This window comes from Helicobacter salomonis (assembly GCF_017979425.1).
Taxonomy (GTDB): Bacteria; Campylobacterota; Campylobacteria; order Campylobacterales; family Helicobacteraceae; genus Helicobacter; species Helicobacter salomonis.
Genome location: NZ_JAERIS010000001.1, coordinates 56,710 through 69,527, shown reverse-complemented (window position 1 = coordinate 69,527; position 12,818 = coordinate 56,710). Strand labels below are relative to the sequence as shown.

General features: G+C 47.0%; 14 protein-coding genes. 4 read left to right on the top strand and 10 right to left on the bottom strand.

All coding sequences use genetic code 11. The features are described 5' to 3' along the window. Positions 1-14 precede the first annotated feature (14 nt). The 4 genes from KCO92_RS00345 to alaS form a co-directional block, all read right to left on the bottom strand. A complete protein-coding gene (locus KCO92_RS00345) occupies positions 15-587 on the bottom strand; it encodes a YbhB/YbcL family Raf kinase inhibitor-like protein (protein ID WP_199766066.1) in 573 nt (190 codons plus the stop codon). A gap of 64 nt (positions 588-651) precedes the next feature. Continuing rightward, positions 652-1,608: an NAD(P)-binding domain-containing protein gene (locus KCO92_RS00340; RefSeq protein WP_104695021.1), complete on the bottom strand. Its 957-nt coding sequence runs from the start codon at positions 1,606-1,608 to the stop codon at positions 652-654. A gap of 1 nt (position 1,609) precedes the next feature. Continuing rightward, entirely contained in the window at positions 1,610-1,807 is a 198-nt protein-coding gene (gene ccoS / locus KCO92_RS00335) for a cbb3-type cytochrome oxidase assembly protein CcoS (RefSeq protein WP_104695022.1), read from the bottom strand. Beyond that, on the bottom strand, positions 1,807-4,425 hold the full coding sequence (alaS, locus tag KCO92_RS00330) for an alanine--tRNA ligase (RefSeq protein WP_104695091.1): 2,619 nt from the start codon (positions 4,423-4,425) through the stop codon (positions 1,807-1,809). The genes ccoS and alaS overlap by 1 nt, the downstream gene beginning before the upstream one ends. Before the next feature lie 127 nt (positions 4,426-4,552). Here alaS and KCO92_RS00325 point away from each other — a divergent pair, with 127 nt between their 5' ends. Next, complete coding sequence (locus tag KCO92_RS00325; protein ID WP_104695023.1) at positions 4,553-4,906, top strand: hypothetical protein; 354 nt, start codon at positions 4,553-4,555, stop codon at positions 4,904-4,906. Here KCO92_RS00325 and KCO92_RS00320 read toward each other — a convergent pair. Genes KCO92_RS00320 through KCO92_RS00295 form a run of 6 tightly spaced genes read right to left on the bottom strand, consistent with a single transcriptional unit; the run spans position 4,889 to position 9,624 of the window. Next, the gene (locus KCO92_RS00320; protein WP_104695024.1) at positions 4,889-5,215 is read right to left on the bottom strand and encodes an SEL1-like repeat protein; all 327 of its coding nucleotides are present in this window, start codon (positions 5,213-5,215) and stop codon (positions 4,889-4,891) included. The genes KCO92_RS00325 and KCO92_RS00320 overlap by 18 nt on opposite strands. Before the next feature lie 9 nt (positions 5,216-5,224). After that, positions 5,225-5,719, bottom strand: a complete 495-nt coding sequence (locus KCO92_RS00315; RefSeq protein ID WP_104695025.1) for a tetratricopeptide repeat protein — start codon at positions 5,717-5,719, stop codon at positions 5,225-5,227. 39 nt (positions 5,720-5,758) lie between these two features. Then, on the bottom strand, positions 5,759-7,042 hold the full coding sequence (locus KCO92_RS00310; RefSeq protein ID WP_104695026.1) for an RNA polymerase factor sigma-54: 1,284 nt from the start codon (positions 7,040-7,042) through the stop codon (positions 5,759-5,761). Next, positions 7,042-7,764, bottom strand: a complete 723-nt coding sequence (gene lptB / locus KCO92_RS00305) for an LPS export ABC transporter ATP-binding protein (RefSeq protein ID WP_104695027.1) — start codon at positions 7,762-7,764, stop codon at positions 7,042-7,044. Before lptB ends, KCO92_RS00310 begins: the two co-directional genes overlap by 1 nt. Then, positions 7,757-8,182: a tRNA (adenosine(37)-N6)-threonylcarbamoyltransferase complex ATPase subunit type 1 TsaE gene (tsaE, locus tag KCO92_RS00300; protein WP_104695028.1), complete on the bottom strand. Its 426-nt coding sequence runs from the start codon at positions 8,180-8,182 to the stop codon at positions 7,757-7,759. The genes lptB and tsaE overlap by 8 nt, the downstream gene beginning before the upstream one ends. After that, a complete protein-coding gene (locus KCO92_RS00295; RefSeq protein WP_104695029.1) occupies positions 8,179-9,624 on the bottom strand; it encodes a DNA polymerase III subunit gamma/tau in 1,446 nt (481 codons plus the stop codon). Before KCO92_RS00295 ends, tsaE begins: the two co-directional genes overlap by 4 nt. Before the next feature lie 106 nt (positions 9,625-9,730). On the opposite strand from KCO92_RS00295, the gene ggt reads away from it, so the two are divergent. The 3 genes from ggt to coaE are packed head-to-tail and all read left to right on the top strand — an operon-like array spanning position 9,731 to position 12,740. Next, entirely contained in the window at positions 9,731-11,404 is a 1,674-nt protein-coding gene (ggt, locus tag KCO92_RS00290; protein ID WP_411709977.1) for a gamma-glutamyltransferase, read from the top strand. Further along, positions 11,404-12,123 (top strand): spermine/spermidine synthase domain-containing protein, encoded by a 720-nt coding sequence (locus KCO92_RS00285; RefSeq protein WP_104695031.1) that lies wholly within the window; start codon positions 11,404-11,406, stop codon positions 12,121-12,123. Before ggt ends, KCO92_RS00285 begins: the two co-directional genes overlap by 1 nt. Beyond that, a complete protein-coding gene (gene coaE / locus KCO92_RS00280; protein WP_411710201.1) occupies positions 12,099-12,740 on the top strand; it encodes a dephospho-CoA kinase in 642 nt (213 codons plus the stop codon). Before KCO92_RS00285 ends, coaE begins: the two co-directional genes overlap by 25 nt. Positions 12,741-12,818 lie beyond the last annotated feature (78 nt).

Here is a 12,818-nt window from a genome sequence, read left to right as displayed (position 1 = left end):
AGTTTAAAACTCCATTAGCGACGCATTTGAGGGTATTTGAACTCTACGCGTCCCAAGCCGAGGATATGTCCGCGAATTGCATCGTGCAGATCGTTAATAAAAAAGGGAGGGGTTAAATCAACATGCACAATGTCCAAAGCGTAAACTTGGATTAAATAGTGATGATCGGCATTGGGGGGCATGGGTCCAATATAGGTGCTATTGGCCAAATTGGAGGCGCGTTTTTCCTCTGGACTCAAGGAAGAGCGCAAATACCCTTCCGTGAGCGAATTGATCCCTTGAACGATCTGTTTATTTTCTAAAGAGGCATTTTCAGCTAACTTAGTGCCTGTGATATTGCCCACCACCCAGTGGATAAAGGGTTTACCCACCACGGGAGTGGCATCATCGTCCACAATTTCTAGGGCATAACTCTTAGCTCCAGGCACGGCTTCCCAGCTAATCTCAGGCGATCGTTTAGGTAAGCCCTGATCTAAAAATTCTGCGCTCGCATTGCCTCCGAATTTGAGGTCCAAAAAACCCTGCGCATCTGTTTTGACAAAAACTTTAAAAAATTGCATCCGTTCTCCTTTGTATTGTGTCGTCATGGCACGCGACTGAGAGCTCGCAGCCCCTATTAAAGCGCAGGCCAAAAAAAGAGCTTTGAGCAAACTAAATCAAGCGCTCTTTGAGCACCTGTGCCACTTCAAAGCCCGCATTCAGTCCGATCCCAATGCTCGCCCCTGATTTGTAGACAATGTCGCCTACAATGTACAAATTAGCAATGCTGCTTTCATGTTCAGGGCTCACAAGGGGTAAATTGCTCTCGCTCAAGGCAACTTTACATTTTTTGAGAAATTCTAGGGGAGTTGAGCCTCCAATGGCAAAGAGAACACGATCAAAGAGGGCTTGTGTTCCATCTTTAAAATGCACCTGCACTTTTCCCTCGAGTCCACTCAAGCCTTCAATATCTACGCCCAATTTTTGATTCAAATTCCTCTCAAAGGCTTCCTCTAAATTCCTCAAATTGTCCTCATTCACACGGCTAAAAGTGGTCTGGCGGTAGTTGAGGGTGGTGTTATTGGTATTGGAGAGCGCGATGGCGTATTCCACGGCCGAATTGCCTCCACCCACTACTAAAACATCTTCTTTTTCTCTGCAATCATTGATCGTATAAACCACTTGGCGCATCACCTCTACGGGGATGGGATAAGAGGGGCGGTTGGGTTGCCCCATCTTACCAATGGCGATCACCACACTTTTAGCCTTGAAAACCTGATTAGATCCACTCACCACCTCAAAGTGACCGTCTTTTCTGACCACGCCCTCAATACTGGTTTGGTAGGCCACTTCAATGGCATGCTCGTGTAGAGCCTTTTCCATGACCTCTAGCGCACCTTCCTTGTCAGTGTCGCTAAAGGGGATATGTCCTTTAATGTCTACAACTTGCTTGCGATAATCCTTGTCCACGCGCTTGTTGGCCTTGTAATACTTGCGTATCATGCCACAACTCTGTACCTCTTTTTCACATAAGAGTACCTTAGGGATTCCATTGAGTTTGCACTCCACAGCTGTGGCAATTCCGCTAGGGCCTGCCCCCACTACCACTACATCATACAACTCGCCCATGTTATCCTTTCTTTCTAGACTTAACTTCCTCTTGTTTGGCAGTGCGCAGATCGCTAGGGCCATCATAAAGCAAGACTTCTAACATCTTCTTTTCATCATTAAACTGCTTGCCTTTGAGCCCCCATAAAAAGATGAGCAACCCAACCAATCCCAAGATGAGCGAGACAAAGAGCATCAAAAAGAGCGTGTTAGTATGCATCAGCCTGCCATAAACTCCAAAGTGCTTTGTTTGAGTGTTTGGACTAAATGGTCAATTTCCTCAGAGGTGAGCGCACCCTCTTGCTTTTGAATGAGCAAAGACACATAATCGCGTTTGCCTCCTCCTTTATGTCCATAACCTAGAGTTTCTAGCTGACTTTTCAAGAGAGTCAACAGAGCTAACATATCCTCATTCCCGACAGATTTAAGCGACAACTCCAAGCCCTGTTTTTGTAAATTAGGATAAAGAAAAAGCGCGACCAAGTTCTTTTGCTGCTTTTTATGCTCATCCACAAGCGCGAAAAACTCCTTAAGATGCTCTTTTTGGGCGTGTAAAAGGGCAAGCTGTTTATCGTGGATAGAATGCCATTGCACCAAGTGCGCACAATTTGGTTTGGGTGTAACAGATTGCGCTTTAACATCTAAAGCCTTGAGCAGATCAGAGGTTTTTAACTTTTGGCGCGCTTGTCTGAGGGTGGCGCGCTCTTGAGCGATGAATTGGTAATACGCCTTCCCACACACCGCCTCAATGCGTCTTACCCCCGCGCTCACGCTCGAGCTCTTGGTAATGGCAAAGCCTCCAATATGTGCGCTATCACGCACATGCACCCCTCCGCATGCCTCCAAACTATCGGCAATACGCACCACCCGCACTTCTTCTAAATATTTATCTTCAAACAACATCACTGCCCCGCTCTGTTTAGCAGCTTCTGCTCCCATGTGCTCAATATCAGTGCCAGCCCCCATGCTAATTTGGGTATTTACAAACTCTTCCACCGCCTCTATCTCCGCATCGCTCAAGGCGCGGTAGAAACTAAAGTCAAAGCGTAGGCGCGTGGCTTCTATATGACTCCCCTTTTGCTGAATCTGGGCGTTTTTACCCTCAGCTTGTGCTGCTTTGCCCAAAACTTCCTTAAGGGCTAGGTGTAATAGATGGGTCGCGCTGTGGTGTTTGGCAATCTCAGCGCGATCAATCACCTGCGCGACCACATAATCTCCCACACGCACCTCCCTTTTAAACTCCACAAGACTAATATTGATCGCACCCACCTTTTGGGTGTCTAGTACATGTGCGATGGGGTTGTGCTCCAAGTCTAACAACACGCCCTTATCTCCAATGGGCCCCCCACCTTGAGGATAAAAAGGGGTTTTGTCCAGCACGACATAGGCTTTTGTATCTTGTGTCACACTTTGCACAGAAACTAACCCCCCTTGCACATCGGGCGCATACAGCGCGCGGATGCTCGCTTTCAAGCTCTCGTGGTGGTAACCCTCAAAAGCATTTGGCTCTAATTTGCTCAAATCCAAAGTTTTTAAGCCGTCTTTTACTCCACTCTGTTTAAATTGTGAACGCGCTCTTTGCTCCTGCATACACGCCTCATAGCCGGCTAAATCGACCTCGATTCCCTTATCTCTAAGCATGTCCATGGTCAAATCTAGGGGAAATCCATAAGTGTCATAGAGTTTAAATGCCACTGCTCCGCTGAAAATCTCATTGCTTTCTGCCAGCGCGCTTTCAAAAAGGTGCATGCCCTTTTCTAAGGTGCTTAAAAACAACTCTTCTTCTGCCTTGCATTCGGCTTGCAAGCTCTCTTGCTGTTCCTGGAGAATGGAATAATCGCGCATGGACGCGCACACACTCCCCAAGATTTTATAGAAAAAGGGCTCGTTTAGTTCGCGCCCCTTGGCATGTTCGAGCAAATAGCCATGCCTTAGTGCACGGCGTAAAATACGGCGTAAGACATAGCCCCGCCCCGTGTTGTCAAAATACACCCCCATAGCTAATAAAAACGCCACGCTTCTAGCGTGATCGGCCAGCACTCTAAAGGATTCCTTATGCGCGCTGTAGGGCAACTCAAAGACCTCTCCAATGCACGCCATCAAGGGCTTGAATAAAGAGCTGTCAAAATTATTTTGCACGCCCTCTAGCAGAGCTTGCACCCTCTCTAATCCCATGCCCGTGTCAATACAAGGTTGACTTAAAGGGGTGAGCCCACCCTCTTTAGAGCGATCGTATTGCATGAACACTAAGTTCCATATTTCTAAAAAGCGATCCCCCTCGCCCCCGAAATAATCCTGATCAGAATGGAAAGCCTGCGCGCCCTGATCGATGTAAATCTCACTGCAATACCCACAAGGCCCTGTATCTGCCATCTGCCAAAAATTGTCTTTATCCCCCATTGTCTTGATATGACTCTCAGGCACGAATTTTTGCCACAACTTATAAGCTTGCGTGTCCTTTTCATGCACACTAATGTAAATATCTTTATTTTGAAAGCCTAGAGTTTTATGCACAAAATCATAGGCATAAGCGATTGCCTCTTCTTTAAAATAATCAAAAAAGGAGAAATTTCCCAACATCTCAAAGAGAGTATGGTGGCGGTTGGTATAGCCCACATTTTCTAAGTCATTATGTTTGCCCCCAGCGCGCATACACAGCTGGGCACTGGTGGCGCGCGGGGTAAAAGGCGCGACCTTGCCTAGGAAAATATCTTTAAACTGTACCATGCCTGCATTGGTAAAAAGCAAGCTGGAATCATCGGGCACAAGGCTAGAGCTAGGCACACGCACATGGTTTAAATGCTCAAAATGTTGCAGAAAGGCACTCTTGATATCCATATTTTCTCCGCGATCGTATGCGCGCATTATAGCATGTTTAGGGCTGGTGTGGTTAAGGATTAATTATTTTTTATAGACTAATATTCAGTGTAACTGGAGCTAAACTCCAGTCCATCAAGGAGGTTGTATGGATATTTTGATCCAAAACATCAAACAAGAAGACCTCAAAGCCTTTCAGGAACTCGCGGAGAGGTTGGAGGGTTCTTTGGAGGTATTGGTCGCACACACACCATGCGATCATTTGGAAGTCTTTGCTAACACGCCTACTGATGGCGCGACACCCGTCCCACAAGAAGGTGCAAGGCTAGAGTCCAGTGGCCACCACAGGCAACCTAGTAGAATGTGTAACTCCCACTACGATCCCCTCAATACGCATCAGCGGGATCATAGGACACACAACGAACATGGACATGAGCACGGGCGTACACACCGCCATAAGAAAGGTCAAGGTCATGACGGCACTTCAGAGCCATTTCTCTAGGAGGCGAATGACCTCTAAGTGCTTGTCCTCGTCGCCCTCGTAGACTTGGTAGTGCTTGATGGCTTCGGTGTAGAGGGCTTGGGCTTTGGAGGGGTCTTGAGGTACGCCCAGGCCCTCTTCGTAGGCTTTGCCCAGTGCGTAAAACTCGTAACCAAAGTCCGTCTCGCCCAGTGCGATACACTTAAAATACCCAAAAGCGTTGAGGTAGGCATGTACTTGGTGGGGCGCGCCCAACTGCGCATTTTGGTTGTAGCGGTTGAAGAGAGCGAGCAGTGCGTCGTCGCTGAGTTGTTTCAAGTTATTTGGCATGCGTGTCCTTTAATATGAAATCTTCTTGGGGGTTTTGGGTGCACCCTTTTTAAGGTAGAGGCGCAATAGAGTACCCATCACTTCAGACTTACTGGTCTGTAGTTTGCTCTTGTATTCTAGGGCTTTTTGTGTGTCCTGAGGCACTCCACAACCCGTCTCGTAGGCATAGATGAGCTTGTTAAGCGCATTGATGTAAATCCATTGGGTTGTAGGACTATGTTGTACAACCCCTTTGTAGCAATCCAAAGCTTTCTTCTCATTTTGAGGCACGCCTTCCCCTTTTTCATACATCTGTGCTAAATGATAAAAGACCTTTCCATGCGCGATTTTTCCTAGAATAATTTGCTTATAGAGCTTGAAGGCTTTCAAATAGTTGTGGAGCCGGTGCGGAGCAAGCTGATCCTGGGAGGTGGCATTGTAAAGATGGAACATCTCCAGCAGTGCATCATCGCTCAAAGAATGGTGGTTTGCACGCGTTCTAGTGTTACGCTGAATGGGTACCATGCGCCTCCTTTTGGAAGGAGTATTCTAGCACGCTTAGGCTTAATGCTTGGCGCGCATGCCATAGAGTTTTTTACGCTCTGAAGAGCTGGCAATATTCAAAAGCTTGCGGTACTTGGTAATGGTGCGCCGCACCATCTTAAGATTAAACTTAGCCTCTACGAGCTCTAAAATCTTCAGATCGCTCAAGGGTTTCAAAGGATCTTCGGTTTTGATACGCTCTAAGATAAAATCCTTGATTGAGGCATTGGAAATATCGCCCTCCAGAGCCGTTGTAAAGAAACTCTTAATGGGGAAAATCCCGCGCGTGCACTCTAAATATTTGTTGGAGATGGCTCTGGAAATCGTGCTAGGGGAATAGCCGAACTCATTAGCAATGTCCACCAAACGCATGGGTTTGATCTCTTTGCCCTTGAAAAAATCGTATTGGTATTCCACCAGCATCAAGCCAATTTTTAAAATAGTCTGTTGGCGCATCTGCAAGGCGTCAATTAAATCCCGTGCTTCTTTGAGTTTTTCCTTGAGATAGTCATGGGATTCTTTAATTTTAGGTTCTTCAATGACCACTTTAGGGTAGTAACTATCGTTGAGTTGCACGGAAATTTCCCCTTGTTCTTCGAGCACCAAAATATCAGGGATTACCAAGGGTGAGGGGTCGTGGAAATCTAGGGCGGGAGGGTTTTTAAAAGAGGTGATGATCTTCATGGCTTGCGCATAGCCAGCAACATGGCTGTATTCTCTATGTTGTGCTAGATCGTCCAAAATTTGAGTGCATAATTCGTAAATAGGCGCGTCCAATTCGCTATGTTGGCTTAGTTGGAAGAAAAAACTCTCTTGCAGATCGCGCGCGCCCACGCCCGGAGGGTCTAGGTAGGCAAAGCGTTGGCGTACCTTTTCGTAATCTTCTACGCAAACACCTAAAGCCAAAGCTAAATCGCACACATCGCCTTCAAAATAACCCTCTTGATTGATGTTGTCGATGATGTCTTGAGCAATTTGCACAGAAATCTCTGTAGGAAAGAGGGGAGGTAAGAGCTGTTGGTTTAAAGTTTCATAAAGCGTAGATTCGCGCACGCTCAAGCTCTCAATCTTATCACTCATCGTATTTTTAAGACTGGGAGTATTGGAGCGGGCGACTTTATGCATTTGGCATGTGCTAAAATCCGCACTCAAAGCACTTTGCACTTGCACGCAAGGATTATCTTTTGCATAAGCTTGCAAAGTCTCTTCTATTTCGAGTGGTCCACTCTGTAAAATGGGTAGCCAACTTTTCAGAGTAGCAGATAGTTTATTCTTAGGCGCGAGTTTGGGGCGTAGGACTGCCATCATGCTTTAAAATGCTCGCCCAAATAGTGCTTTCTGACCAATTCATTTTCATAAATTTGATCGCTACTACCACTGGCCAGCAAAGTGCCGCTCTTGATCACATAGGCGTGGTGGCATACACTCAAGGTTTCGCGCACATTGTGATCGGTGATGAGCACTCCGATATTCATCTCTACAAGGCGTTCGATAATCTTTTGAATATCTAACACCGCAATGGGATCAACTCCTGCGAAGGGTTCATCGAGCAGAATAAATTTAGGACTTTTAATAAGTGCGCGCGCAATCTCCACGCGTCGGCGCTCCCCCCCACTCAAAGACATGCCCTTGCGCTTTTGAATCGCTTGGATATTGAATGCTTCTAACATCTCTTCAATGCGCTGCATCGCTTCTTTAGCGCTTTTAAAAGTGGTTTGGGCAGCTAGCATCAAATTGTCTAACACGCTTAAATCTTTAAAAATACTCGACTCTTGGGGCAGGTAACCAATACCTAAATTGGATCGTTTGTGCAGAGGGTAGTTGGAGAGATCAATATCATTGAGCGCCACACTCCCCCCACTAGGACGCAATAACCCGCAGATCATATAAAAGGTGGTGGTTTTGCCTGCTCCATTAGGTCCTAGCAAACCCACTACCTGCCCGCTCTCTACTTCTAAGGAAACATCATGCACGATCATGGTCTTTTTGATCTGTTTGCTCAAGTGAATCGCGCTGAGTTTATCCATCACTAAACCTATAAGTGCGCATTTCTTGATGGGTTTGTAGCTTCAGTGTGAGCACACTAAAACCCAACTTGACCAACATCTCTTTAAGTGCCTCAGAACCCCACTCCACAAAGTGTACCCCCTCACATTCCAAGTTTTCCAACACCCCCATCTCCAAGAGCTCATGGATTTCCTTGAGATAAAAATCGTAATGGTAAATGCAAAAATCCTCAGCGGGGTAGGTATGCATAAGGCTGAAGGTAGGTGAGGTAGCTTGCGGGGCGTGGTGGGTTTGGCAGAAGTGTTGCACCAAAGTGGTTTTACCACTCCCTAGCGTGCCTTGTAAAAGAATAATCACGGGCAGAGCGTGGCGTTCGATCCAGGAGTCAAGACGCACTAACACAGAATCTAGTTGTGCTAAATTGGCTTGGATATTCACGAATCCTCCACCTTAACCTCTATAACGCCCAAGTGTTCACGCACCGCCCCTATAATATCCTGGTGGGGTGAGTTTAAAGGTGCATAGGGGGGTGTGGAGGCTGTTCTAACCGCTTGAATCTCCACACCACTGCCATAAACCTCTTGTACCTTTTGCCTCATCGCATCATAGTGTTTCTTAAACACCTCCCTTACATGCGGGGGTGCATCCGATTGCCATTGTAGGGTTTTATTTTGAAAACTACAGAAATGTATATGTCTTTGAAAGAGTGTGCCTAACTCTTGATCATGCGCGTAAAGTTTAGCGACGAGCTGATGAAATAACTCTTTGGGGGCGGAGGGCGGCTGTTGGGCTGCCTGCGGGGCAAGAGTTACTCTTGGAGCAGGAGGAGGTGTTACTACTTTAGAGGCTGTAGGAGCAGACATAGCCTGAGTGCTGGGAGGATTGTGGGTAGCTTGCATTTTGAGTGCGCTTAGGGTCAGCACAAAATCCCCATCTGCACCCATATGCAAGAGACTTTTGGCTTGGGCTAAAATACCCATCCAGCGATCTAACAAGACAAGGGGGAATTTCTCCTCTAAGAGTGCGTCTTTAAGAAAGAGCGCCATCTCATCTAAGACCGTATGAGGATCGTAGCTATTAAAGGTTTGTAGGAGGGTGTGCACGCGCGCAGACTCATTGAGAAGCGCCTCAAAAAAATCTCCTAATACCTTGCTATCCACCATGCCCAGCATCCGCGCGGTAGCTTCTATGGTCAAGCTAGCGTTGCAGTAATTGATGGCCTGCTCCGTGAGAGTGAGAGTATCGCGCAAACTCCCCTGTGCACTTCTAGCCAACATCTCTAATACCCCTTCCTGATAATTCACACCCTCAACCTCTAAGACTCTTTGTAAGTGCGTTACAATGGCTTTGAGAGGGATTTTTCTGAAGCGGAAATGTTGGGTGCGGCTTAAAATCGTCGCGGGTAATTTGAGGGCATCTGTGGTAGCTAAAATGAATTTGACATGCGCGGGAGGTTCTTCTAAGGTCTTTAGGAGTGCATTGAATGCCTCCTTAGTGAGCATGTGGGCTTCATCGATGATGAAGATTTTATAAGCCCCCATGCTAGGCTTATACTTGGTTTGTTCAATCACATCACGGATATCTTCAATGCGGCGATTAGATGCGCCATCCATCTCGATAATATCTACATGTCTATTTTGTAACGCGTCGATGCAATTTGTGCAAACATCGCAGGGAACACTGGTGGGAGCTTTTTCACATTGCAAGGCACGGGCAAAAATGCGCGCACTGGAGGTCTTACCAGAGCCTCTGAGTCCGCTAAAGAGATAAGCATGCGCTAAATGCCCCTGCTCTAAAGCCAAGCTCAGGGTTTGAGACACGCTTTCTTGCCCGACTAAATCTTTGAAATGCCGAGGGCGGTATTTAAGAGCCAAGACCACAAGCGTCCTTTATCAATTTGGGCTATTATAACCTAATTGTGCTGGCTGTAAGTCTAGTCATGTTAGGATAGCGCATTTAGATATCAGGAGTTTTTATATGGTTAAAATGTGGCGTGTGTTGGCGGTGCTTTGTGTGGGCATCGGGCTTAGCTCCAGCGCGCTTGCGGCGAGCTTGCCTCCTATTAAGGGCAAGGCATTAGCTCTCTCTAGTCATCCTCTGGCTGATAAAATTGCCCAACGCGTCTTAGATGAGGGGGGGAACGCGATCGATGCAGCAGTAGCAATGGGCTATGCGTTGGCGGTGGTGCATCCAGCAGCGGGTAACTTAGGGGGTGGGGGCTTTGCGGTGATTCATCTAGCCAATGGGGAGAATATCACTTTAGATTTTAGAGAAAAAGCTCCACTCAAAGCAACTAGAAATATGTATTTAGACAAAGAAGGCAATGTAATTCCCAAATTAAGTACCGATGGCTATTTGGCTGCAGGAGTGCCTGGCACCGTAGCTGGCATGGATGCCATGCTAAAGAAATACGGCACGCGTAAACTAGCAACCTTGATTCAACCCGCCATTGACTTGGCTCAAAAGGGTTTTAGACTCACGCAACGGCAGGGGGAAACTATGTTAGATGCCAAGCCTCGCTTTGCCAAGTATGCTAGTAGTCGCAAGTACTTCCTCAAAAAGGGTTCAGTTGCCTATAGTGCTGGAGATCTCTTGGTGCAAAAGGATTTAGCTAAAACCCTCACTCTCATCAAGAATGAGGGCGCAAAGGCATTTTATAAGGGTGCAATCGCAGATTTGATTGCAACAGACATGAAGAAGAATGGGGGGATTATCACTAAAGAGGATTTGGCCCAATACAAAGTGGTGTGGCGTAAACCCATTGAAGGCAGCTATAGAGGCTATAAAATCATCTCTATGGCTCCTCCCAGTTCAGGGGGTACGCACATTATTCAAATTCTCAATACGATGGAAAACGCTGATATTAGCGCGTTAGGTTTTGGCTCCAGCCAAACAATCCATGTCATGGCAGAAGCCATGCGCCAAGCCTACGCAGATCGTTCGGTTTTTATGGGCGATCCAGATTTCACCACCGTTCCCACCGAAAAGCTCACTAGCAAGGCTTATGCGAAGAAAATCTATGAGGATATTTTACCCAACAAGGCTACTGATAGTGCCAAAGTACAACCAGGGTTAGGACAGATCCATGAGGGCAAGAATACCACGCACTATTCTGTCGCAGATAAATGGGGCAATGCGGTGAGCATCACCTACACCGTGAACGACTACTACGGCAGTGCGGCTGCGATCAATGGAGCGGGCTTTTTGCTCAATAATGAAATGGATGATTTCTCCATTAAACCCGGTGTACCCAATCTCTACGGATTAATCGGGGGCGATGCCAACGCTATTGAGCCGGGCAAACGCCCCCTTAGCTCCATGTCGCCTACCATTGTGCTCAAACACAATAAGGTCTTTATGGTGGTGGGCAGTCCTGGGGGAGCGCGCATTATTACCACGGTCTTACAGGTGATTAGCAATGTGATCGACCATGGAATGAATATCTCTCAAGCGGTGAGTGCTCCGCGCTTTCACATGCAGTGGTTGCCTGATGAAATCCGCACGGAGCCCTTTGGCATGGTCAAAGATGTACAAGAGAATTTGGAGAAGATGGGTTATAAAATTGTGGTAAAACCCGTGATGGGTGATGTGAATGCGATTGTTGTCGATCAGAAAAGTCGTGTGATGTATGGGGCGCAAGACCCCCGTAAAGAGTTCTAATGGCACACCAGTTAGAAATCGTTGGAACGGATTGTGCGCAGGTGGGGATTGTGCGCAATAACACGCAAGAGTGGATGTTTTTTCAAAGTTACCCCTTTATCCAGAGTGAGTTGTTAGCGCATGGGAGTGCGTGTGTGCACCCTAACCCAAAGCGCGTGCTCATTACTGGGGGGTTTGATACGCAAATCGCCTTTGAATTGCTCAAACATGAAGACATACATGTGGATTTTGTGCAGGAAGACCATGCAATGCTGGAGAATTTGCACGCTTTTCTACCTCAGTTTAAAGAGACCAAAACCCATGCCCGCTTCAAGCTCTATAGTAAAATCCTCGATTTAGACTTGCAACCCTATGATATCATCATTTTATTGAGCACTCCCACGGCTCATCAAGTGGATGGGCTGCAGCGCATGCTAGCTCCCAAAGGTTTTATGGTTTCCACAGCCCCCAGTCCTCTTCTGGAACAAGAAGCCTTTAAAGACACTTTGAAGGATCTACAGGCGTGTGCGCAGATTTTAATGCCCTTTAATACTCCTTATGCGCCTACTCCTCAAATTTATCTCTTCATCTCCAAGCACTATCACCCCTTGGCCGACATGTTGCTCCAAAAAATCGACATGCTCGATGGATTGCGTTATTACAATGCTGAAATCCACCACGCTGCCTTTGCTCAACCTCAGTGGCTCAAGGGTGCGTGCGCAAGATTGCTCAAAAATTGAATCTACAAAATGCGCTCGTGCTCACCGGGGGGATTGGCACAGGCAAGAGCACTGTAGCCAACCTCTTGCGCTTGCATGGCTACCACGTGCTAGATGCGGATCAGATCGCCCACGACCTCTTTGAAAAACATAATGCAGAAATTGCGCATCTCTTTCCTCAAGTGGCAATCAAAGACACCATCACGCGTCAAGCCCTAGCTCCCCTTATCTTTAGCGACGGGGCAGCGCGTGCTAAACTGGAAGCTCTGCTTCACCCCAAAGTGCGTGCGGCAATACTCGATCAAGCCCAACAGCTAGAAGCCCACCGCCAACTCTACTTTTTGGACATTCCTCTTTACTTTGAAGTAAAGGGACCAGAAAGTTACGGCATCTCTGATGTGGTGTTAGTCTATGCTCCTAGAGCTTTGCAAATCCAGCGTGTAGCCAAGCGCGATAAACTCAATCTGGATCAAATTTTGGAGCGCCTTAACGCGCAGATGGATATTGAAACCAAAAAGGCTCTTAGTTCTTTTATTTTGGACAATTCCAAAGACCTTAGACATCTCCAACAAGAAGTAGAAAAACTGCTTGTAGAGTTAAAACACACCGCCACTAACGATAAAGAATCTAGATCGTGATTGCGCGCTACCACCAGGTGCGCTGAGAACCCACACCCGCTCAAACACAAGCCACACGCTTGCAGAGCGGAATTCTGC

What these genes read in the sequence shown, in the direction of transcription:
- KCO92_RS00345 (WP_199766066.1), bottom strand. Translation starts at nt 587, where the DNA reads ATGACGACACAATACAAAGGAGAACGGATGCAATTTTTTAAAGTTTTT.
- KCO92_RS00340 (WP_104695021.1), bottom strand. Translation starts at nt 1,608, where the DNA reads ATGGGCGAGTTGTATGATGTAGTGGTAGTGGGGGCAGGCCCTAGCGGA.
- ccoS (WP_104695022.1), bottom strand. Translation starts at nt 1,807, where the DNA reads ATGCATACTAACACGCTCTTTTTGATGCTCTTTGTCTCGCTCATCTTG.
- alaS (WP_104695091.1), bottom strand. Translation starts at nt 4,425, where the DNA reads ATGGATATCAAGAGTGCCTTTCTGCAACATTTTGAGCATTTAAACCAT.
- KCO92_RS00325 (WP_104695023.1), top strand. Translation starts at nt 4,553, where the DNA reads ATGGATATTTTGATCCAAAACATCAAACAAGAAGACCTCAAAGCCTTT.
- KCO92_RS00320 (WP_104695024.1), bottom strand. Translation starts at nt 5,215, where the DNA reads ATGCCAAATAACTTGAAACAACTCAGCGACGACGCACTGCTCGCTCTC.
- KCO92_RS00315 (WP_104695025.1), bottom strand. Translation starts at nt 5,719, where the DNA reads ATGGTACCCATTCAGCGTAACACTAGAACGCGTGCAAACCACCATTCT.
- KCO92_RS00310 (WP_104695026.1), bottom strand. Translation starts at nt 7,042, where the DNA reads ATGGCAGTCCTACGCCCCAAACTCGCGCCTAAGAATAAACTATCTGCT.
- lptB (WP_104695027.1), bottom strand. Translation starts at nt 7,764, where the DNA reads ATGGATAAACTCAGCGCGATTCACTTGAGCAAACAGATCAAAAAGACC.
- ggt (WP_411709977.1), top strand. Translation starts at nt 9,731, where the DNA reads ATGTGGCGTGTGTTGGCGGTGCTTTGTGTGGGCATCGGGCTTAGCTCC.
- KCO92_RS00285 (WP_104695031.1), top strand. Translation starts at nt 11,404, where the DNA reads ATGGCACACCAGTTAGAAATCGTTGGAACGGATTGTGCGCAGGTGGGG.